Source organism: Kosmotoga pacifica, assembly GCF_001027025.1.
GTDB lineage: Bacteria > Thermotogota > Thermotogae > Petrotogales > Kosmotogaceae > Kosmotoga_B > Kosmotoga_B pacifica.
Window position 1 is genome coordinate 214,964 of the sequence record NZ_CP011232.1, and the last position, 22,033, is coordinate 236,996.

Genomic DNA, 22,033 nt, shown 5'->3' on the forward strand with positions numbered 1-22,033 from the left:
TTAACAACGATTTCAAAGAAACTACCAGGGGAAAATATCGAGAAAAATGGTGGCAAGCACCATTTTTTACATCGTCCTCATTAATGAGCCGCAGTACTACCTCTCCTATTGAATGAAAAAACTAAGTATGGCTATCCTCTTTGTTACCGCCTTTTGAGAATTAAGATTTAAAGTCCTTTACTTTCCGCACCTACTTTATTTTACCTTTTTTACCTTTTCTAAAAAATTAGAAAAATGGGGACAGACACCAATATTTACAAAAACACGGTAAGCACGCTGCGCGTGGGTAAGCTTGGCTTCACCAAGGGCAAGCCCAGCTACGCTGGGGGTAAGTACTCTTTCGGAGTTGGAAAAACATTGAAAAGAAAAATAGGGACAGACCCCTTTTTTGGTTGTCGGTTGTGGGTTGTAGGTTGCGCGTAAAGATCAAAAAACGAGAACCGAGAGAGCGAGATTCGAGATCCGAGAAAGCTGCTCCGCAGCGGGTAAGCACGCTAGCGCGTGGGTAAGCCTAGCTACGTTAGGGGTAAGCACGACTTCGTCGTGGGTCAGCACGCTCGTTTGTGAGGCTGTAGACTGACGGAGCGGCGCTTGCGAAGGATGGATAAAACTAAAAAAACTGCTAAACTTGGCAGAAGAAAATGGGGATTATCTTGTCTGTCATTCTGCATATACTTTCAATCGACAGTTCAGAACCGTATATGTCCTTGAGATGTGCCTGTATATCTCTGTATGTCATTCCCCGGGCATACATGGATAGTATCCGATCTTCTATGGATGCTTATCCTTCACTGGTGCTTTTTGACCACTATTGGTTCGAATTCACCTTTACGATCCCTGGGAATCGAAAGCTTTATTTTACCGTATGAGCTATTCACTGTCTTTTTTGAATAACCGTCGCGAGAGTTATCCGTTTCTTTGTTCCTGTAATCATGTTTAGAATAACCCAGTTCTTCTTCAAGCTCCGTTTCCAGCATTTCTTTGATGATATCTCCAAATAACTCTTTTACAAGATTTTCTGCATCTTCAGTTGTCTTTAATTTTCTTTCTCTTACCAATCTCTTCAATGCTTCCTTGTCAAAATTTTCCATTGTTCTCCCTCCTTAGTTTTTTGTTATTTTCTCATATTCTGGAGGGAGTTTACACAAAATTCCTAACAGACCCGTTGAAAGAGTCAAATCGCGTGTTAACACAACATCATTTTCTGTAAATCTTTATCTGTACCGACTACTCAAGTTATGCACTTTGAATTAACAAGGTACTGAAAGTGATGAGGAAAAACTCGTTCTGTTAACTCGAAGTGCATATGTTGAGATTCTCCATTACATCACTAAGTAACAAGTGGGATTTGCGTGATTATCCACTAATCTCCAAAATACCCCAGAGCTTCTAAAACAAGAGCGGTTGTCATGAATGTTGTCACAATTTCCTCGCTGTTTCCCCAGCTTCCGTCTTCGTTCTGCTTTGACAGCAAGAAATCGATAATTTCTTTGGTTATGCTATTATCCGATTCTCCAAGGCTTAGAATTATTGCTCCAAGGGTAAGCTGTGTCAGTTTGCCTTCAGAAATCGCGCCTTTTTCTTTCTTGCACTTTTCTACTTCTGATTTCATATATTCAGCGATACTATTTATCGTTTCTTCAGAAACAGGATAACCATATTTCAAAAGGTAATAGCATTCCAACCTTTTCACATTTTCTTCTTTTTCGAGCATGAATAATGCTCTCTCGGCTATTTTTGGAGTGAGTACAAACTTACCTATGGTTAAAAAGCGTAAAACCTGCATGAATTCTGAGTCTTGCATGGAAAGTATCTCTGATTCTTTCTTGAGGATAAGCCTGTCGATTTTCAACTCAAACTTCAGGTTTGGCTTACCCAGGATTTTATAAGCCAGGTTCAACGACATATATTTGCTGAGCAAATTCAAATCATCGAGTTTGAAAAGATAGTCGTATGAAAGAAATGCGGTTTGTGGTTCAACGCTCTTGATCACGTATTCAGCAAAATTCACAGCCATGTCATTCACATACTCAACGCCAAAAGCGCTCACAAGCGATTCGATAATCTCATGACTGACTAAGATATCATTATAAAACCACGTGCCGTTCGGTTCTTGATTATTCCGTAAAAACGCGATTCCACTGTCTATTGCTTGATCAATATTTATGGCTCCAAAGAATAACGAAGAAAATACTGTTAATATAATAACCAATATTTTGAGTTTCATATCATTTGACACCCCCTTTGATGTTAATGCTCCTCTGGGTCGTAATAAAACAAAGTGTGCGCAGAACTCGTGTCATATTCGGTGAATGACTCGTATATAGCTTCAAGTAATATTAAGCTGCTGAAAGTTTCAGTCTGTGTTTTTGTAGTACCTGAAGGTAATATGAAAGTCCATGTTACTGAACCACCAACAATATTTGTATAGTCATTCCACACATAGGGTTCAGGGAACAGAGTGAGTATCTTTGTATAAGAAAAACTCGATGAAGTACCATCATAGTGCCAAGAACCTTGAACATCGGGTGGTTGAAGATGGTAGCCATTTTTATAACCATGTGTCCAAAAATCAAGAGAGTAATTCAGAACAGTAACACCGGATAAACTACCGACTATTTTGCCTTTATAAGCCATGTAATTTACAACAGGGACAAAATATGGAGCATATGCTGTAGCACAAATATCTGCAAAAGACACAGTTGTAATCAACAATACCATAACTAGCACAAACCATTTCTTCACAAAAAGCACCTCCCTTATTGAAAATTGCAAATGCAAAACAACTTACAATGCATTTTGGATTAATAATAAACTCCTAGAGATAAGGATAATCTGAAAAACTGATATAAACATTCTAGTGATAATCGAAAAATATTTTCAATGACTCGTTTTTCTTACATCATCTTGTTAACTTCAAGTGCATAATTTGAAATATTACTTATATATTATAGCAATATATTTTTCAATTGTTAAATTTAAATAATGTCTTTTTTTAGTTATCAGCAGATACATTTGATTATTCTTTGTTCCCTTTGATTTTTATGATCAGCTCCATCTTTTTGGGGTTTTGCATATGAATACGATGTCATTACATCACCCGTATTCTGTAATAAAGCGTATTTCGTCGTAGGTTGTGAATTGTGCTGGCTTTAGAAGTCGAAAACCGGGAGTCCGAGAGGGCGAGAAAGCTGCTTCGCAGCGGCTATGCTGGGCTTCGCCCAGGCTGTGCGTGACTTCGTCACGGTTATGCGCAACGGAGTTGCGGCGGGGAGCCAGCGGAACTGACTGAAGTGCTGGACTACGTCCAGGAGGGTCGCGACGTTGTCAGCTGATGGAATGACGCTTGCGAAGGCTGGATAAAACTAGAAAACCTGCTAAACTCGGGCGAAGAAAATGTGGACAGTCCCACAAATAGGTGCAGTCCCTAATTTTTCCCCATTTTTTCGGGAGATGACATCAGTACATGAATCCCAGCAACCATAGTGGAATCATATTCCCATAAGGCAAATCTATATTGTCACGTATTACGTAATCAGCTCTTTTTTGCTTTATTTTTCCCACCTACTTCAAGAACGACACCGTCTACAAGAAAATCTCCCGCTTCCTCATTCTTGCAGGCAAACACTTTTTTACCGGTGTTCGAAAAGGCAGCAACAGCAAATGCTTCCCGTTTTGTTCCGATGTTTCCTCCAAGAACGGAGTAAAAAGATGGGTCAGCAAGAAAAATTCTGGCTCCCTTTGAAAAGGTTTTAGTGTCGTTTTCACAATAGATTATTCTTATCAATCCTGTGGCATCCATAACATGCAACAACTGGTACAACTTTACCTTACCAATACCCCATTCGTTGCACATGCCTTCTACATTTATAGTTGGAATCTTTGACATGGCGAGATAGCCTATTATTGCATTCATCAATCTAAAGTGAATATCGATGATCTGAGGTACAAAAAGGGAATATTTCCATGAAGGATATTCTCGATAATATTCACTATTTGCTCTCGATAGTCCCATTCTAGGAACACGGGTCTGAATCCTTTTTCCATAAAATTCTGAAAAGTGAAAAGGATGTTGGTTGAACCCATAACTTTTTAACAAGATCTCTGTCTGGTGAAAATGGATCTATAGCAGGAAGAATATTACCCTCTTTAAGAGCAAGATATTCTCCGAAAGACATAAGAGGGATTTCTATTTTGGAAAATCTTCGGGATAGATCAGCAGTTCCATGCCTTAATATGAGGCTACTACTGTCACTAGCCTAGATTATTTTATTTTAGCGTAATGCACCTCGTCTATGGCAATTCCCTCGTATCCTTTCATGAAAATGGCATTTCCAAGGTCCCAGAGGCTCACAGTTGAAAGCAGAGGGTTATCAGCAGAAAGATAAAATATCTTTTTGTTCTTGATTTTGCTAAGAATTAAGGTGCTTTTTCCAACATTCGTTCTACAACAAAACGATTATGCAATAAAATCGTTCTGCCACAGAACGCAACATCTACTCAGATAAGTATAAGATAAAGGGTCTAGGGTACAGGGTTTAGAAAGACTGTCTATACCTTAGACCCTATACTCTAAACCCTGTTTTTATGCTCTCGTTACTCGGCTTTTTAATTTCCCTATTCGATTATGACTGTTATTTTAGCGCTCAATTCTGAAAAGCTTACGATATTACCAAATCCTGCGTTGAGTCCTCCTAATTCATTTGGGGAATAGAAAGAAAGGGTTCCATCAGTGTAAGGATATTGAGTTCCGTCATCATGGTAACTTATGGGGAAGTATACCGGGACTCGCGCTTTAATCGTATTAGAATCAACCTTTTCTATGTAATAATCATAATAATAACTATTATCATAAAAGCTCTCATTAGTATACCAATAGAAACTCTTATTCAAGTAGAACTCTTTGCTATTCCATATATCAAAACTGTATTTGGTATAGTACCTGTCTTCATTGTATAGGTCTTCATAGAATATGCCAAGATCTGTAGCTGTAAAGGTGAAGTAGTAATATGCCCTTATCCAGTCAACATATCTTGGATCTTCATAACTGTATTGTGGTTCTTTAAAAAGAACGCTGCTCAAGCTCTCAGATGAGATTGAAACACTTTTCTCAATAGGTAACATATTGATTGTGAAAGATGTTGCTTCACCAGAAGGTAGATAGATGTTTTTGCTTAGATTTATGCAGGTAAGAGAGTTATTTTTATCTATCCCCATGAAATAAAAGCTGTACATCTTATCTCCAGGGATTTTCATCTCGATTATCAAATATTCTTCAGTTCCAAAGGCTTTTAAGTACTTAATGCAAGTGTCAGAGCCATACTCTTTTGCCACTATGCCAAAAGATTCTGTATCAACTGGAATAGTCAGATGAGAAAAATCAGATTCATATCTAGGGTTCTTTACAATAAATCGGATAACTGAGTTATTTTTGTCTGGTTTCAATTCACCACCTACTGAACTACAAGAAGAAATTAGGAAAGTAGTAGCAAGAATCACAAACAAAAGAAACACGAAACTCTTGCGCAATTTCACAAAAGCTCCTCCTTTCATTATCAAAAACTATTAAATAATCCGGATTTGCTTTGATAAAGTTAAAGGACTTCCAACGATGAAAAGCTTTTAAAGCAAAAAATTCCGTAATTGGCCATTGCCAAATCAAAATCTGGATTATGTGTGTCAAGTAACTATTTACTCAGTAGAATAAATCTTGTTAATCAATTTTATAATATGAACATTTATTTTTGGAAAAGGAAAATAGCAAAGTCAAGAGAAGGTGGCTTTGGTTTGGGTAAGAGCTACTTTGCAGTGGCTGTGCTGGGCTTTGCCCAGGTTGTGCGAAAAAACCGAGAGAGCGAGAATCCGAGAACCGGGAAAAACACGAAGAGCCGTTTACCGTTGTTCGTTTTTCGTTGACCGATAAGCGCAGAAGAACGAAATTTAATGTTGGAGGTTGGAGATTAGGTTCGAGAATCTGAGAAAGCCTTTTTCGGCAGAAATTCTGGACTACATCCAGGAGGCTTGTAGACGCTGTCAACTGATGGGGCGGCACTTGCGAAGGTTGGATAAAACTAGAAAACCACTAAACTCGGCAGAAGAAAATGGGGACTGTACCACAGTGGACTGTCCCCATTTTCTTTGGGCCAGATACCATTTTTGTGAAGGTCTTAATATATCTTGAATTCTGGCTTTTTTAAGTTATCCATCAAATTTCTCGCTAGTGAGAAGATTCTAGCATTACCAATACTTGCTCCATATGTTATATCTGCTATAGCCATTTTAACGCTTACAATTTTAAGTTGTAGCTGTTTTTCCTCACTATTTTCTAATCCATATCCCTCAAACAAAGCTTTCCTTAACTTAGGCCTATTTGGAGTATACCTTTCAATCACTATTCCAAAACTGTCAACATCAATTCCCCAAAGCATATTTTCGAAATCTATAAAGCCAGTGAACTTAGCATTCTCATCAACCATCCAGTTATTTTGTGAAAAGTCCCAGTTTGTAGGAACTGGCTTGCTATTTGCAAAGACATCACTATGCTTCATACACCATTCAACCAATTCCTTATCACTATTATTAAGTAATCCTTTATCATATCCTGATTTCAAAATGCCTTCTAATGCAGAATTAATATAATCAACAGGATCCGTTTTTACGTCACTTTCAAGAGGTGAACCATCAATCGCTGGAATACCAAAATATGTTCCTTCAAAGCTATCATGTAGTTGCTTAAGTAATTCTCCCGCTTTATAGTAAATTGGTTCCAATATATCATCGTCATTTATTTGATGTTCATTTACTGTCTTTCCATAAATTGGGGTAGTAATTATTCCATAAAAATTATCGTTATTAAAAAAATGTATGAGTTTAGGAGCATACTCTCCAAGTATATGAGTCCAATTTTTATATGCATAAACTTCAGGACTCCACCGACTTAATCTGTTATGAATTTTAATAAACAGTCTTTTATTGTTTGCATTGATCTCTAAAACACCTGTTCTGTTACTGTTATTCCTATGATCTTTTATAATTTCAAATTCTCCTACCAATGAATTCACAATCCAAATAACTTCTTCATTAATAATCATTTTTCTGTTCCTCCCCTATTTTTTATTTTAAACCACTAAGCAGGTTGTCAATTAACTGTCCTGCAAAAATAGGGACAGACCCTATTTTTGTGGTATGATCGGGCATCTTGATTGCCGGATGGTGATAAGATGCCAAGAAGCGCAAGAATTGTTCTTGAAGGTATTGCTCATCATATAACGCAAAGGGGTAATTATCGTCAAAATGTTTTTGAGGATCCTGAAGATAGGATCAAGTATCTTGAACTCATTAAGGAATATTCAACCAAATATGAGCTCAAGATATATGCATATTGTCTCATGAACAATCATGTTCATTTTATCGTCGTTCCTGAAAGAGAAGATTCTTTAGCCATGACTTTTAAGTACGCTCATATGAGATACTCACAGTATTTCAACCGAAAACACCGTAGGACAGGGCACCTCTGGCAGGGAAGATTCTATTCCTGCCCTCTTGATCAAGAACATGCTATTTCAGCTGTTAAATATATTGAGAGAAACCCCGTAAGAGCAAAGATGGTTGAATTTCCGTGGGATTATGAATGGTCGAGCGCTGGAGTACATGTGGATAAATCGAGAGCCAAAAGTCGAAGCGAAAATACAGAAAACAGGGACAGTACACAACAATGGGACAGTCCTCGTTTTCTTCCTTTATGTGATTTATCTAATTTGGGATTTAACTGGAATCCCGAGGGATGGAGAGAATATCTGGGATGTCCGGATAGTGATGATTTTCTTTCCAATATACGAAGTAATACTTCTGCTGGAAGACCGTTTTTTAGCAATGAAAAGGTTGCTGAATTCGAAAATGCTCTAGGCGTTTCGCTGAAGAGAAGGCCAAGAGGTAGACCGAAAAAGGGGTTGTAGGTGGTTGGTTGTACGCGACAACCTGCTGGGTGCAATCGTCTTCATTGATGACTCGTGTCTGCGGCGAAATATAACCTGAAAGCTGATAAGCCTGTCTGAATGGGGATGGTGTCCCTTTATTTAGACATTGAAAGGAAGTTTTGGTATGAAAATGTTGTTTGTAATACTATTTTTTGTCACGATTTCCATGACATTGCCGGCTGTTGTTATCACATCACCCGCTACAAATACTGTCCAGTTCAGCTGGTACACTACAACTCCGGTTGTATGTAATTTGTATGTCTATAATGAACATTTTTCCAAAGAAGTGTTTGAATCCGAACCTTCAAAGTTTCATGTGCTGACAGTATCCGATTTGTTTCCGGATGTTTCTTACAGATATCGTATTGAATGTGTATTTTCTACCGACTATGTTCTGGAAGGTAATTTTTCTATTCCTTTCAACCCTGGTAACCACTTTAAGTTTGTTGTTTATGGAGATTCACGGAGTAATCCAGGAATACATTTAAAAGTCACTAAGGTCATTTCTTCAAAGGAACCCCTCTTTGTCTTACACACAGGTGACATTGTATATTCAGACGCCTGTATTAACGATTGGGCAAATCTTTTCAAAGCGACAGAACCTTTGAGCAATGTTTTGTTTTTTCCAGCGATTGGTAACCATGAAAAAAAGGCAGAAAATTACAAAGCGTTTTTTTCTCTCCCCGGGAACGAGTCTTATTATTCTTTCAAAATTGGAGAATTGTTATTCATTGTGCTAAATACAAATGAGCGTTTTGACTGGTGTTCCGATCAGTACAAATGGTTGGAGTCTTTGGTAATGACCAATATCGCTGAGTTTACCATCGTAATGTTTCATCATCCACCTTTCAGTTACAACTCCTATTTGTACTCTTATTTTGTAAAAATCATTCTCGTTCCTCTGTTTGAAAAATATGGCGTTGATCTTGTTCTTTCTGGTCACGATCATAACTACCAGCGTGTAGAACACAATGGACTTACGTATATCGTAACCGGTGGCGGTGGTGCTTTTTCCTATGACGCCAAAAATCCTTTAGGCCCGATAGCAAGCTTCAAAGGATATCACTTTGTTCTCTTTGAATATGATAACGGCACACTAAAAGGTACCTGTTATGACATAAAGGGTCAGGAAATCGATAGCTTTTTTGTTTCCCCGCATTGAGGAGAAAATGGGGACAGTCCCCATTTTCGTTGTGGGTTGTAGGTTGTTGGTTGTAGGTGACAATCGAGAACCGAGAGAGCCGCTGCGCGGCAATAAAAACCGTTGTCGGTTGTTGGTTGTTGGTTGTGCGAAAAAACCGAGAGAGTGAGATTCTAGAAGAACCGGACGTTTGCGAGGCTGTCAGTTGATGGAGTGACGTTCGAAGACTGAGGTGAGAAACTGTTGTAGGTGGTGGGTTGCTGGTTGTATGTGAATAATACCTTCTTGACAAAACGCCCACAGTTTTTGTATACTGGCAAGTAAGTTACTGCATAGTATACAATTGCCAAGTGGGGTGGGCATATGAAATTTTTTGACAGAATTCAGGAATCTGAATTTCTGAAGAGCTTTGAGAAGAGAAACAAAAAGCAAATGATCATAATGTACGGACGCCGCAGAATCGGTAAAACAACGCTGCTTCGAAGAGTTTTTCCAGATGCTACATACTTCTTCGTTGACACCCGCTCTTCGGAAACGCTTCTTGCAGATTTTTCAAAGCAAATCTTCGCTGGTCGCTTTGAAAACTGGGAGAACTTCTTCAGATTCCTTTTGAAAAACAACAGTGTAATCATAATGGATGAATTTCAAAACTTCCTAAAAGTTGACCCTTCAGTATTCTCAATCCTCCAAAAAGTATGGGACGAGACTGAATCAAAGGTCCTATTTATATTGTGTGGTTCTTACGCAGGAATGATGAAAAAGATTTTTCTTGATGCAAAAGAACCACTCTTTGGGAGAAGCGATTATCAGATTCAATTGAAACCCTTCAGCTTCCTTGACACCTACAAAATGCTGAAAGAGTTCGGCTATACCTTCGAAGAAGCAGTTATCTGGTATTCGATCCTTGGAGGAGTTCCAAAATACCTGTGGTACCTTGAAGAAAGCAACAGAATCGACAAAAAAATCTATTCTCTGTTCTTCTCAGATTTCGGACCGCTAAGAGAAGAAGGGAAAACGCTGCTTATTGGGGAATTTGGCAAAGAACACCCGGGGTATTTCGCGGTGCTTCAAGCCATTGGCACTAACGATAGAGAATTGGGAGAAATTATTGACCGCACGGGGATGGTAAGAACAAAAGCCATGAAATACTTGAACGAGCTTACAAATCATTACAGCATTACCGAAAAGGTCGATAACTTCCTATCTGGTGCTAGACGAGGAGCAAGATACCGGATCAAAGACAATTTCCTGGGATTTTGGTTTAGATTCGTATACTCAAACCAAAATATGGTAGAGTTCAATCCAGAAGCTGCCCTGGCTTTTGTTCTCAGCAATCTTCAAACAAGAGTTGGCCTTGTCTTTGAAGAAGTAGTCAAATCTTTGCTGCCTTTATTCCATAAGGAAGGAATCATTCCTGCGGTCCCATTAAAAGTCGGCAAACACTGGGGAAAAATACCCGGCACAAAGAACGAAAGTTATGAAATCGATCTAATTGCCGATTGTGGAAAAGAACTATTGATATTTGAATGCAAATGGCAAAATAAACCTGTTACGAGAAAAGCCGTTACCGATTTCCTTAAAAAAAGCGAATATATAAAAGACAACCGCAAAAAAATACCAGTAATCATTAGCAAAGCGGGGTTTAAAAACAACATTGGCAATGAAGTGATAAAAATCGATTTGGACCAAATAAAAAAAATAGCAGACAAACATCTTGAATGACGCCAGGAGCACCATCGGTGCCTACGCTGGGAACGGCCAATGCCGTTGACTGTCCACCGTTTACCGTTGTCCATCTAGATTCTTGGGAAGAGCGGGTCTAAGGTTTAGGGTCTGGGGTCTAGGGTGTAGAGATATTCGAAAGAACCGCTTTCCGTTGTTCGTTTTTCGTTGACCGATAAAAACCTTTTGGGAAGCGAGAGAACCGAAAGACTGAGAACACGTGATATGCTGACTTCGTGAAGAGCCGTTTGCCGTTATCCGTTTTCCGTTAACAGATAAGAGCTTCAGCTTCTGCAAGCATCGCTCCATTAGCTGACAGTCCCCACAAGCGTCCGGTTCTTCTAGAATCTCACTCTCTCGGTTTTTTCGCACAACCAACAACCAACAACCGACAACGGTTTTTATTGCCGCGCAGCGGCTCTCTCGGTTCTCGATTGTCACCTACAACCAACAACCTACCACCCACAACAGTTTTTCTCGGATCTCGGTCCCCGGTTCTCGATTCAGAAACTCAAATCTCTCAAAACCTTAAATTCTTTTGGTTTGAGACGTTCTTTAATCTCAAGTTCAATCGGTGCTTTTATTGAATTTACCGTTTCTTCTTCCCACGAAACGTTGTAAAGCATTACCATTATCTGTCCGCCCTTTTTGAATGGTCTCAATCTTACAAGTGGGTTATCTGTATAATATAGCTCAAGCTCAGCTTGCGAAGCGATATACCTGTATAGCAGATGAGAAGAGTCCGTTAGATTTATCATAGGAGTTTTGGCAAGTATGTGCTCCAGAGGGAAGTTCAGGGAAACGATCATTCCTTTACCTATTTTATACTCAATGAGTTTTAGTTCTTCTGAAAGGTTTATAATTTCAGCGTTATCGCTCACTTTTCTGATTGGAATAAAGGCCTTTTCCCATAACGTAGGACTGTAATGTGTTATCAGCTCCCAGGTGTTGTTGAAAAAGTTAATAGAAACTTTTTCAGGCAGTGTATTTGGGAGCCCGTATTTGAGAGTGTGACGACATCCTGTGAGTTCTTCGAAATTATGAAGCCATATCCCGGGATGAGAGAAATCACTGCCTGAGTAATAACTCAGATAAACATTGCCACCGTCTTTCGCAAAACGCACCAACATTTCTGAAGTCTCCGCGAGCAATCTTCGAGCACATGGGATTATCAACAGTTTGTATTTCTTTAGATTTGAAAGGTCATCTTCAAAGATGAAGTCTACACCGAATCCAGCCTTTGCAGCTAAAACCGTGGATTGTAGCATCTGAGACACCATTTCATAATGGTCGGTTTTAGCAAAGGGATATTCTTTGTTGTAATGCGAAGGTATCAAAATAGCGGCCTGGTTGTCGAGAGGGTCGAGATCTCCTATTTCCTCCAGAAAATCACTGAATTTTGGAAATTCTAGAGCCACAGGCTTGGGTTTTCCATCTGCATCGAAGATACCAAAGAGAAGTTCAAATGGATGGTGTGAATATGGTCTCAAATACGAGTAGTCGAAGTCGTTTAAGCACCACCCAAGATTTCCTTTTCCACCTGTAAGTAGGGTGTTAAAGAACACTTCTCTATAATAAAGTGCAATGTTTTCATCAGCAGCGTGGCTTGAAGAAGCGCCAAATTCTTCCATTATCACGGGCAGTCCATACCATTTTAGAAAGTTTATGATAAATTCCGTAAGTACACTGTGTCTGTATGGATCGGTTTCGGGAACGTACATATGTGGCCCGAAAAAGTCCACGAGCTTTGAAAGTTCAAGAAGATCAAACCCATTATTTCCTCCGAAAACGTTCCAACACCCATCACCAGTTCCCACGGGCCTGTGTGGATCAATGGTTTTAATTGCTTTTATGAGCTTTTTTGCCCAGCTTATTACGGAGTCGGGAGTAGATTTTCCACCATACAAAGGCATTTCATTCGTGAGTAAATATCCCCATATAGCTGGAGAATCCTTTATTCTTTTTACTATTTCTGAAATGAGGAACCTCTGTTGTTCCAGCATGAAAGGATCGGTGTACAGATCCCTTCCTTCTCTGAAACTAAAATCCCAGTTTTCGCCGGACATATGGCCGACTATGAATGTTGGAATGGTTTTTAGGTCATGTTTTTCACAAAGGCTTAAAAAGGCCTCTAATCTCTCCATATGTCTGTTACTCAGAGAATTAGGTTTCGGCATAAAGCTGGGGCTGAGAATAAAAAAGCGACAGACATTCATTTTTAGCTCTTTCATTTGTATTATTTCTTCTTCGACAATTTTTGGATTCCAGTATTCGTCTTCCCACATGAATATGGAACCACTTCTCGACCAGTAATTTACTCCTAATACGTAATCCATTTCAGTACCTCCATTTATTTCGGAGATTATATCAAGCTTATGACGGAGCTTCTTTCAACAATTTTTGTTGGCAGAACAATGTTTCTGTAAACACTTCTCTTTTGCGAGTTCAATCTCTCGATAAGTAGCTGAGCTGCCAGAGCTCCCATCTCTTCTCTGGGTTGGGATACCGTGGTTAGTGGTGGAACGGTAAAAGAAGCAAAGGGTGAGTCGTCAAAACCTATAACGGATATATCCTCTGGAACTTTGAGTCCCAGCTCATTCAAGGCATGTATCGCTCCTAAAGCCACGTAATCGTTGACACAGAAAATCGCGGTGATATCCGTTGATGGAGTGATATGATCTAGAACAGCTTTGTAACCGTGTTCCGGTTCGAACCCGGCTATTTTACTCATTATAACTTCGACTCCTTTGTGCTTCTGTAAATATCTCCTGATACCTCTCTCTCTGTCCCGTGTAGCGTAAACGTTAAGAGCGCCACGGATATGCAGAATTTTCTTATGTCCTTTTTTCTTGTGCAAATACCTGATCACTCCATAAGCACCCATTACGTTGTCTATGTTGACAGAGTCTATATTCACTTCTTCAACTGGATGATCAACCGCAACAACCGGGGTCCCGCTGTCGATAAACCTCTGGATGAAATGCTCATCGCACTTCAATGTGCAGATTAAAACACCGTCAACTTTTCTGTTGAAGTATTCGTCGAGAATTTCTTTTTCTCGAATGGGCTTGTCTCTGGCTAAAGCTACCATTATGTCGAAGCCGTTACTGAATGCGGTTTCGTAGATGCTTGATAGAATATCTGGATAATGGTATGCTCCCAAATTTGGAACAATCACGCCTATTGTTCTCAAAAGCTGACCATTTTTACCATAACGAGGCGTTGGGTGGTACCCCAATTTCTGCATGGCTTTAAGAACCCTTTTTCTCTTTTCTTCCGAGACCCGGGTTGTGCCATTTATTACCCTTGAAACTGTGGCTATCGAGACCCCAGCTTCTTTGGCCACATCTTTTATCGTTACCACGGTGCCATCCCCCTATTCCACCAAGGCATGAGGGTATTTAATGAATTCCTTATACTTCTCGGTGGTTCTCTCTTTTATTATCTCACTGTAAAGCAGGAAGCTCGGTCTGGGTGTGAAACTCTTTTCAGCGTAGTTCACATGAACTAAACCAAATCTCATGGTGAATCCCTTTGCCCACTCATAATTGTCAATTAACGACCAGTGAAAATAACCTCTGACATCGTAACCTTCCTCCAGCAATTTTTCGATGCTCCACAGATGAGAAATCAAATAATAAGGTCTGAGGGAATCTTTTCCATCCGCTATTCCATTTTCCGTTATATAAACGGGTTTTCCGTATCTTTCACATACTGCTTTCGTTATCTCATAAAGACCTTTTGGATAGACTTCCCAGCCAGTGTCGCTAACGGGAAGTCCGCTCCTGGATGTTCCATTTGGCATACACGCGAAGCCGTACCCCGGAAGCGTTTTCCATGTGATTTTAAAGCCTTCACCTTCCAGGATCTCGTTGCGCTTTACGACTCGAATTCTTGAATAATAATTTATTCCAACGAAATCCATATTTTCTCTTATCGAATCCATAAAATACCAGCTAAGTAGATTCATGGCATCTTCGCGACTTTCGTCTCCATCCACCCAGTTGGAGGCGTATATGATTCCCACCGGTTTGCTGGTGAATTTTTTCATTTCCTTATAAGCAAGATTATGAGCTTTTATCTCATTTTCCAAAGCTTTCCTCCATAATTCAGGTCTTATGATGGAAGGAGGAAATCCTGATTCTCTCTGGAAATATCCGAGGTTGGCGACGACATTTGGCTCGTTCATAGTTGACCAGTAATCTACTAACGAATCGAATTCCCTGACGATGAAGGCGGCGAACTTAGCGAATTCGACCGGACTTCTGTCGTCGAGCCAGCCGCTCTGGGAAAAGTCGCCGTATCGATTGACTTTTATTGGATCGTGCAGCCAGAGAGGAAGGGTGAAGTGATTGAGATTGAGCATTAGCTTCATCCCTTTGCTTTTAATGTCTTCAAGAATCCCTCGATAATGTGAAATAGCCTGTTTGTCAGCGAGTTTTTCCATATCCTCAAGGGTTTTAGCTTCAAAGGTTTCCCTTGGAAAAATCCTTGACCATTCGATCCCTATCCTCAAAGCATTGAAATTGCCTTTAACTGCCAGATCATGAACTTCCGGGTAATGTTCCCAGTAGTTGGGTCCATCTTCAGGAAGGTGGCCACTCACTATTCCACTTTCCTGAATGTATTTATCGTGTACCCATTTGAACCAATCGGTATTGGGATCGATAATTTTACCTCCCATCTCAAATTGGAAACCCGATATTGAGGCTCCGAAGAGAAACTCTTTGTCAAACATTATTCCACCTCCAGCAGGCAACATAATGATTTGGTTCTGCTTCTATTAATTCTTGCTTTTTGCATTCATCTGTGGCATGGAGACATCGATCGTAATATTTGCATCTGTTGTTTTCAAAAAAACCTGTGATACTTCGTTCGGGTATCTCAAAGCTTTCCCATTTTTTATCGAGTCTGGGAACAGACTCTAAAAGCATGCGGGTGTAGGGGTGAAGAGGATTACTGAACACGAGCTCCGTTTTCCCCATCTCCAATATGGAACCTCTATAAAGTATTATACTTTTGTCACTTACGTAGTAACCCAGGGAAAGATCGTGGGTTATGAATAAAATGGAAAGACCTCTCTTTTTCAATTCAGCGAGAATGTTCAACACATCGATTCTAGTTGAGGCGTCTAACATACTTATGATTTCGTCTGCAACGAGTAGTTTGCTGTCCAGTAAAAGCGCTCTGGCTATAAGCATCCTTTGAAGTTGTCCGCCGCTTAGCTGATGTGGAAATTTATTCAGTACAGTTCTTGGATTTAATCCCACAGATTCAAGGGAGTTTATCACTTTTTCCTGCCATTGACTTTCCGGCAGTTTTGGAAAGAATTCACTTTTCAATAGACTGAACACCCGGTCTGCCTTAAAGATTGGATTGAAAGATGAAAAAGGATCTTGAAATACCCCCTGAACTTTGAAGTAATACTCTTTCAGCTCTTTTCCCTTCAGATTGGTGATGTTTTGTCCATTGAAATGTATCTCCCCATTGGTTATAGAGATGAGCCGGAGTATCATCCTCCCTATGGTGGTCTTTCCACTTCCACTTTCACCTATCAGAGAAACAATTTCTCCGTTGTTTATTGAAAAGGAAACATCATCAACAGCAGTGAGTTTTTTTGCGCCAAAAACCCCGAGGCTATAAACCTTGGAAACATTTCTCAACTCAATCATTAGCATTCTCCACCTTCCAGCATGCAACGTAATGATTTGGCATAACTTCCACTAGGGGAGGTTCTTCCATGCATTTTTCGTATGCCAGAGGGCATCTGCTTCTAAATCTACAACCATTAGGAGGAGTCAGTAGCTCTGGAGGATTCCCTGGAATTCCTTTCAGGGGATTTTCAGAGTATTTTATTCCCACTTCAGGAAGTGAGGAGATCAGAAGTTTCGTGTATGGGTGAAGCGGTTTTTTTACAATTGTTTCAGTAGATGCTCGCTCCACTTGTTTTCCTGCGTACATGATCATTATGCTGTCAGCGATTTGGTAAAGCACTGACACGTCGTGGGTTACGAATATGACGCTTTTAACGAACCCTCTATTTCTGAACTCAACAATCATTCTAGAAACTGCTTTTTGGGTTGAGACATCCAGAGCGGAAGTTATTTCATCCGCAAGAAGAAGCGAGGGATTCAACAACGTTGAGATTACCATTACCACTCTTTGCTTCATTCCACCTGAAAGCTCCATGGGGTACATATCAAGAACGGCTTCTTTCAGTTCAACGATTTTAAATCTTTCTTTGATTTCCTTTTCCATTGTGGAAAAGCTCGTTCCATGGTTTTCAAGAAGATCTGAGATCAGTTTTCCGATTTTTTGGGTTGGGTTGAGTGCGTTCATAGCGTACTGGGGAATTATAGATACCTTTTTGTATCTGAATTTGTTCATTCCTTTGAAATCGTGGATAGGAAGAGGTTCATCGTCTATTGTGACATTTCCGGAAACGTATTTCATTGGAGGTTTTAATAAAATCAGAGAATTGCTCAAGGTAGATTTCCCACATCCAGATTCACCGGCAAGGCCCATTATTTCACCGTTTTCGACTTTGAAAGACAGGTTATCGACCGCCTTGACATCTCCTCTGAGTGTCTGATAGTAAATTCTCAGATTCTCAATTTCCAACGACATACCATCACATCTCCCTGAGCTTTGGATTGAATACCTCATCCAATCCTGTGTTCATAAAATATAAGGCTCCGACGATGGCTGTTATCGCCAATCCTGGCGGTATTGCCCACCACCACATTCCGAGCTGTATCGCATTCCAGAGAACAGCTTGTTGCATCATTAACCCCAGAGAAATTCCCTGGGTGGGCCCAAGACCGATAAAGTCCAGGGTTGCTGCCGTCAATATGGCACCACCGAATTGAAGTATGAAAACCATAAAAACGTAAGACATCATATTGGGCATTATTTCAGTAATTATTATCTTCAAGGGTTTCATTCCAGTTATTCGAGCCAGGTTTACGAACTCTCTGGTTCTCAAAGAGAGGGTTTGCGACCTGACAGCTCTCGCTGTCCATGGCCAGGCGGTAAATCCTATGAAAAGACTTTCCATGAACACACCACGATAAGTCAGATACGAAGCAAGGATAATGAGAAGTGCCATCGTTGGGATTACGAGGATGATGTTTGTGATCATCATCAATATCTCATCGAAAAATCCCCCGCGATATCCTGAAACAAATCCTATAAGGAGACCTAAAAATGTAGCTAAACCACCGCCAACAAGCCCCACCATGAAGGTTGATCTTAAACCGTTGACTAATTGTGAAAAAACATCCTGGCCGAAAGTTGTTGTTCCAAACCAGTATTCTGCTGAAGGCGGGTGATAACCGGGACCGGCATAATCCAGAGGACCGTATTTGGTCAAGTATGGACCAAAAATGGCCAACAATACAAATATTGATACTATGGTGATTCCTATTCTCAACCTGACATTTCTTAAAGCGAAGAAAAGAAATTCATTCTTTATTTTCATGTAGTTTCACCACTCATTCCTTTTCTAACTCTTGGGTCAACAATTACATAGATTATATCGATAACGAAGTTTGCGAGCAAAACACCGAGAATTATAAAAAGAAAACAACCTTGTATGAGGAAATAATCACCGTTGAGAATCGCTTGAAGAATGAGATACCCTATCCCCGGGTAAGAAAAAACTACTTCAGTTGCCAGGGCTCCAGCAACGATCACACCCAATTGCAAGGCAAGTCCTGTTATCTGAGGAAGTACGGCGTTTCTGAAGGCATATTTCCTTATGAGTTTTTTTGATGCTCCCATTGCCTCGAGATATCTGGAATAATCGGCCTCCAGTTCATATATGATCATGTTTCTCATACCAATTGCCCAACCACCGAGTTGAACCATGAACAATGAAAGGAATGGTAAGAACCAGTGCTTGAGATAGTCCCAGATGAACTCCCATGTAAAACTGGGTGATATTGAAAAACTGTAAGCCCCGGCAATAGGAAGCGCACCTAAGACAACCCCAAAGAGCCAGGCTAAAAGGATTCCAAGCCACATGTAAGGTGTTGCAGTTAAGATATACCAAATAGGCAAAACGGTGTTGTCCAGTTTCTTACGTCGAGCAGCGAAAGCACCAAATTTATTGCCTGCATACCAACTGAACAATATCGCTGGAATTAAAAGAAGAATATCATAAGGAACTGCCTTTTTAATTACGTCAAGCACTGGACTTGGAAACAGATATACGCTTATTCCTAGATCACCTTTGAACAGTGAGCCCCAGAAATTAGCGTACTGTTTCCATAGAGGAAGGTCTAAGCCAAAGACTTTGTTGTAATAGTTGTATACAAGCTCCATAGACTCGGCCCTCGACATGGTACGGGCTAGCAAGGTCCTTATGGGATCACCTGGCATAAATCTTGGAATCATCCAGTCAATAGTAACCGCAAAGAAGAATGTTAAAAGATAAATAATAATCTTCCTTTTGAGATATTTTCCCACCGTATTTCCTCCCGAATTCAGCTATTTAAAAAATCCCCGTCCCCATAGTGCGGACGGGGAAAAGATAATCAGGGTTACTATTTACTCTTAAGGTTAGTAAGCATCATGAGTCCGCCGAGTTGCCATCTTCCACCCCAGGTACATGGGTAATTCTGCGGACCATTTTCTCCTGGCCAATAGGTCCACGCGGCTTCACTGGCCTGGAACCACATTCCATTAAACCACAAAGGTATCGCTGGCATTTCTTTGAGGAAGATTTCTTCCATCTTCGATACGATCTTTCTTCCATTTTCGACGTCATCAAAGGGAGTCCTATTGAATTGGTCTAAGAGATCGAATACTTCGGGGTTGCTGTATCTTCCAAAGTTTCCACTGGTTTGAAGTTCTCCAGTAAGCCGATAGAACAGCCAATTGTAGAAAGTCCATACACTTACACTGAGGTTGCTTCCGAAGTTATTAATTGCCATGTCGAAAGTTCCACTGTAGAGTTCATCTTGATATTTGCCGAAATCAGGGAATTTTGCTTGAGCGTTGATTCCGACTTTTTGCAGGTGATTTGCAATGATCTTGATCGATTCCATCCAGTCAGTCCATCCAAAGGGAACGATGATGGAAAGTTCGATCTTTGAACCATCTGGAGCTTCAACAAATCCATCGCCATTTACATCTTTATATCCAGCATTTTCGAGAAGCTTTTTAGCTGTAGCAGGATCATATTTGAAACCGTATTTATTAACAACAGTTTCGTCGTAGTACTTCATCCAGGCGTCTATTGGTAAAAATCCGAGAGGATTCGAAGGAAGCACCTGCTTTTCAAAAACCTTTTCTACGATCTCTTCGGAATTTATAGCGTATGCAACGGCTTTTCTGAAATTTGCATCATCCATAGGTTTTTTCGTGGTGTTGAGGAAAAGGAAAGCGGTGTTGTCTGAGAGCATGTATGGTTCACCATCGAACCAGGTATGGATTCCGTAGAATTTCTTGATAGTCGGAATTCCAGGAAGGAAGAAATTACTTATGTCCAGCTCACCTTTGATAATCATGCCCAGAGCCACATTATTGCTGAGCACTCTAAGGTAAACGATCCTCTTTGGAGATGGCTCGATTCCTAAGAGATCAGTTGCCCACCATGTGGCATTCTTTAAATAGACCATCCTGTCTTGATCATGGGTTTCAGCGAGATAGGCCCCGGTTCCAATGGGTTTTTCATTTGCTCCAGCCAAAATTTCATCTTTGGAGCGGTTTTCCCATAAATGCTTTGGAATCATAGGAATCTGGTACAGGTTAACGGCCCATTCGTGATAAAGGGGTTCAGAGAAGTGGAACAATAGAGTGTAGTCATCTTTCTTTTCAATGCTGTCAAGCCATTTCCAAATAGAGCTGTAATAAATCTCAGGGTATTTCTTTGCCAGCTCGAAAGTGAACTTTACATCATCTGCATTGAAAATACCACCGTCTGTCCAGCGAATGCCTTTCCTGATTTTGAGCTCGAAGGTTTTAAGAGTAAGCCATTCACCATTTTTTGCGAGCCACGGTATCATTTCGTCAGATAACGGATCGTAGAGATAAAGAGTTTCATAGACTAGACCGACAGTTCCAGTAACGGCACTCCAGGGCGTTATGGGATTCCAGTTGTTCGGTGGAGCCCAAAGCCCACCGCCAGCGTATAGCGTCTCATTTCTCTTGTAAGTGACGGCAAAAATGGTACTCCCAAGAAGAAGTACAACGATGAGTATGAACCCCCAATGGTACTTTCTCATATAAATACACCTCCCCATAAAACGATTCCCCGTAAGGGACAACTTCATAGTACTATGAAAACATTTTCATACAATCTTTGATTATTTTCATTGTTGGCCACCTCCTGTCTGAGCAGTGTGATATCTGGATATTTGCTTTAAATAGCGAGATATTGTGGATTGATTATTCAACATTTTCTCTTGCGGATTTCCGATTTCAGTGCGGCTTTATGAAAATGTATGAAAATGATACTGGTTTTTTATAGGACCATAACTAAAAATTGTTGGTGTGTTCTTATTTCTTCTTCTAGCAACTCTTTCAGAACGGTAATATCTTTTTTTGCTCCTTCAATTGGTTTCTTTATCACTAATTGGATTACCTTCGATAATGCTGTTAAGGCGGCTGAAATCGTAAAAATGAAATATAATAAAATAAGAACAAATACTTGTCAACATGAACAAGAAATGTGAAAACATCGCTCAAGCTGAAGAACAGGAGTGATAACATGAATTCAGTATTGTATTCTGTAATAAAGATAATGATAACGGCTGTGCTGGTTTTTTTGATTTCTGAAGTTGCGAAAAGGTATTCTTTGATAGCCGGTGTATTAGCCTCTTTGCCTTTGACTTCAATACTGGCAATGATCTGGCTCTATCTTGAAAAACGCGACACAGAACTCATTTCAACTCTATCGCGCGATATCTTCCTCATGGTCATTCCGTCGCTAGTGTTTTTCATCGCTATGCCTATATTTCTCAGATGGATGAAAAGTTTTTATATTAGCCTTCTGATTTCAGGCACTCTTACTTCAAGCGCTTATGCCCTTTGGTTTCTGATACTCAAGAGATTTGGGAAATGATCGTGATTTTTTTAGATTGAAGCGATTGTGTCGTTGATGCCGTTAATCGTCCACCGTTTACCGTTTTCCATCATCTGATAAGTGCCTTTCCCTGGAAAGGACGGGTTTGGGGTATAGGGTCTGGGG

The 22,033-nt window shown here is 40.2% G+C and carries 17 protein-coding genes and 1 pseudogene; 4 read left to right on the plus strand and 14 right to left on the minus strand.

Going from position 1 to position 22,033, the window contains the following annotated elements:
- Nucleotides 1-640: 640 nt before the first annotated feature.
- From IX53_RS10410 to IX53_RS01080, 6 genes and pseudogenes are all read right to left on the minus strand, one after another.
- A pseudogene (locus IX53_RS10410) lies at nucleotides 641-1,091 on the minus strand (transposase); the annotation flags it as partial.
- 272 nt (nucleotides 1,092-1,363) lie between these two features.
- A complete protein-coding gene (locus tag IX53_RS01060; protein WP_047753776.1) occupies nucleotides 1,364-2,227 on the minus strand; it encodes a prenyltransferase/squalene oxidase repeat-containing protein in 864 nt (287 codons plus the stop codon).
- A gap of 23 nt (nucleotides 2,228-2,250) precedes the next feature.
- Complete coding sequence (locus IX53_RS01065) at nucleotides 2,251-2,745, minus strand: hypothetical protein (RefSeq protein WP_047753777.1); 495 nt, start codon at nucleotides 2,743-2,745, stop codon at nucleotides 2,251-2,253.
- 790 nt (nucleotides 2,746-3,535) lie between these two features.
- Nucleotides 3,536-4,015: an ATP-binding protein gene (locus tag IX53_RS01070; RefSeq protein ID WP_053001086.1), complete on the minus strand. Its 480-nt coding sequence runs from the start codon at nucleotides 4,013-4,015 to the stop codon at nucleotides 3,536-3,538.
- A gap of 602 nt (nucleotides 4,016-4,617) precedes the next feature.
- Nucleotides 4,618-5,535 carry a hypothetical protein gene (locus IX53_RS01075; protein ID WP_047753778.1) on the minus strand — a complete coding sequence of 306 codons (918 nt, stop codon included), beginning with the start codon at nucleotides 5,533-5,535 and terminating at the stop codon, nucleotides 4,618-4,620.
- A gap of 632 nt (nucleotides 5,536-6,167) precedes the next feature.
- A complete protein-coding gene (locus IX53_RS01080; RefSeq protein ID WP_047753779.1) occupies nucleotides 6,168-7,091 on the minus strand; it encodes an aminoglycoside phosphotransferase family protein in 924 nt (307 codons plus the stop codon).
- Nucleotides 7,092-7,220: 129 nt separating this feature from the next.
- Here IX53_RS01080 and IX53_RS01085 point away from each other — a divergent pair, with 129 nt between their 5' ends.
- From IX53_RS01085 to IX53_RS01095, 3 genes are all read left to right on the plus strand, one after another.
- Nucleotides 7,221-7,955 (plus strand): transposase, encoded by a 735-nt coding sequence (locus IX53_RS01085; RefSeq protein WP_047753780.1) that lies wholly within the window; start codon nucleotides 7,221-7,223, stop codon nucleotides 7,953-7,955.
- 145 nt (nucleotides 7,956-8,100) lie between these two features.
- Nucleotides 8,101-9,138, plus strand: coding sequence for a metallophosphoesterase family protein (locus IX53_RS01090; RefSeq protein ID WP_047753781.1), 1,038 nt, complete (start codon nucleotides 8,101-8,103; stop codon nucleotides 9,136-9,138).
- A 342-nt stretch (nucleotides 9,139-9,480) separates the two neighbouring features.
- Nucleotides 9,481-10,839, plus strand: coding sequence for an ATP-binding protein (locus IX53_RS01095; RefSeq protein ID WP_047753782.1), 1,359 nt, complete (start codon nucleotides 9,481-9,483; stop codon nucleotides 10,837-10,839).
- Between the two features lie 503 nt (nucleotides 10,840-11,342).
- On the opposite strand, the gene IX53_RS10415 is transcribed toward IX53_RS01095, so the two are convergent.
- From IX53_RS10415 to IX53_RS01135, 8 genes are all read right to left on the minus strand, one after another.
- On the minus strand, nucleotides 11,343-13,175 hold the full coding sequence (locus IX53_RS10415; protein WP_053001087.1) for a cellulase family glycosylhydrolase: 1,833 nt from the start codon (nucleotides 13,173-13,175) through the stop codon (nucleotides 11,343-11,345).
- Nucleotides 13,176-13,201: 26 nt separating this feature from the next.
- Complete coding sequence (locus IX53_RS01105) at nucleotides 13,202-14,203, minus strand: LacI family DNA-binding transcriptional regulator (protein ID WP_047753783.1); 1,002 nt, start codon at nucleotides 14,201-14,203, stop codon at nucleotides 13,202-13,204.
- A 12-nt stretch (nucleotides 14,204-14,215) separates the two neighbouring features.
- Entirely contained in the window at nucleotides 14,216-15,577 is a 1,362-nt protein-coding gene (gene bgaS, locus IX53_RS01110; RefSeq protein WP_179944395.1) for a beta-galactosidase BgaS, read from the minus strand.
- Nucleotides 15,570-16,517, minus strand: a complete 948-nt coding sequence (locus IX53_RS01115; protein ID WP_245612735.1) for an ABC transporter ATP-binding protein — start codon at nucleotides 16,515-16,517, stop codon at nucleotides 15,570-15,572. Before IX53_RS01115 ends, bgaS begins: the two co-directional genes overlap by 8 nt.
- Nucleotides 16,504-17,466, minus strand: a complete 963-nt coding sequence (locus tag IX53_RS01120) for an ABC transporter ATP-binding protein (protein ID WP_047753785.1) — start codon at nucleotides 17,464-17,466, stop codon at nucleotides 16,504-16,506. Before IX53_RS01120 ends, IX53_RS01115 begins: the two co-directional genes overlap by 14 nt.
- 4 nt (nucleotides 17,467-17,470) lie before the next feature.
- Nucleotides 17,471-18,319 (minus strand): ABC transporter permease, encoded by an 849-nt coding sequence (locus tag IX53_RS01125; RefSeq protein WP_047753786.1) that lies wholly within the window; start codon nucleotides 18,317-18,319, stop codon nucleotides 17,471-17,473.
- Nucleotides 18,316-19,308: an ABC transporter permease gene (locus tag IX53_RS01130; RefSeq protein ID WP_047753787.1), complete on the minus strand. Its 993-nt coding sequence runs from the start codon at nucleotides 19,306-19,308 to the stop codon at nucleotides 18,316-18,318. Before IX53_RS01130 ends, IX53_RS01125 begins: the two co-directional genes overlap by 4 nt.
- Nucleotides 19,309-19,385: 77 nt before the next feature.
- Nucleotides 19,386-21,068, minus strand: coding sequence for an ABC transporter substrate-binding protein (locus IX53_RS01135; protein WP_047753788.1), 1,683 nt, complete (start codon nucleotides 21,066-21,068; stop codon nucleotides 19,386-19,388).
- Nucleotides 21,069-21,553: 485 nt separating this feature from the next.
- On the opposite strand from IX53_RS01135, the gene IX53_RS01140 reads away from it, so the two are divergent.
- Complete coding sequence (locus tag IX53_RS01140; RefSeq protein ID WP_047753789.1) at nucleotides 21,554-21,907, plus strand: DUF3147 family protein; 354 nt, start codon at nucleotides 21,554-21,556, stop codon at nucleotides 21,905-21,907.
- Nucleotides 21,908-22,033: the final 126 nt, after the last annotated feature.

What these genes read in the sequence shown, in the direction of transcription:
- IX53_RS01085 (WP_047753780.1), top strand. Translation starts at nt 7,221, where the DNA reads ATGCCAAGAAGCGCAAGAATTGTTCTTGAAGGTATTGCTCATCATATA.
- IX53_RS01135 (WP_047753788.1), bottom strand. Translation starts at nt 21,068, where the DNA reads ATGAGAAAGTACCATTGGGGGTTCATACTCATCGTTGTACTTCTTCTT.
- IX53_RS01080 (WP_047753779.1), bottom strand. Translation starts at nt 7,091, where the DNA reads ATGATTATTAATGAAGAAGTTATTTGGATTGTGAATTCATTGGTAGGA.
- IX53_RS01120 (WP_047753785.1), bottom strand. Translation starts at nt 17,466, where the DNA reads ATGTCGTTGGAAATTGAGAATCTGAGAATTTACTATCAGACACTCAGA.
- IX53_RS01115 (WP_245612735.1), bottom strand. Translation starts at nt 16,517, where the DNA reads ATGCTAATGATTGAGTTGAGAAATGTTTCCAAGGTTTATAGCCTCGGG.
- IX53_RS01090 (WP_047753781.1), top strand. Translation starts at nt 8,101, where the DNA reads ATGAAAATGTTGTTTGTAATACTATTTTTTGTCACGATTTCCATGACA.
- IX53_RS01140 (WP_047753789.1), top strand. Translation starts at nt 21,554, where the DNA reads ATGAATTCAGTATTGTATTCTGTAATAAAGATAATGATAACGGCTGTG.
- IX53_RS10415 (WP_053001087.1), bottom strand. Translation starts at nt 13,175, where the DNA reads ATGGATTACGTATTAGGAGTAAATTACTGGTCGAGAAGTGGTTCCATA.
- bgaS (WP_179944395.1), bottom strand. Translation starts at nt 15,577, where the DNA reads ATGTTTGACAAAGAGTTTCTCTTCGGAGCCTCAATATCGGGTTTCCAA.
- IX53_RS01070 (WP_053001086.1), bottom strand. Translation starts at nt 4,015, where the DNA reads ATGGGACTATCGAGAGCAAATAGTGAATATTATCGAGAATATCCTTCA.
- IX53_RS01060 (WP_047753776.1), bottom strand. Translation starts at nt 2,227, where the DNA reads ATGAAACTCAAAATATTGGTTATTATATTAACAGTATTTTCTTCGTTA.
- IX53_RS01095 (WP_047753782.1), top strand. Translation starts at nt 9,481, where the DNA reads ATGAAATTTTTTGACAGAATTCAGGAATCTGAATTTCTGAAGAGCTTT.
- IX53_RS01125 (WP_047753786.1), bottom strand. Translation starts at nt 18,319, where the DNA reads ATGAAAATAAAGAATGAATTTCTTTTCTTCGCTTTAAGAAATGTCAGG.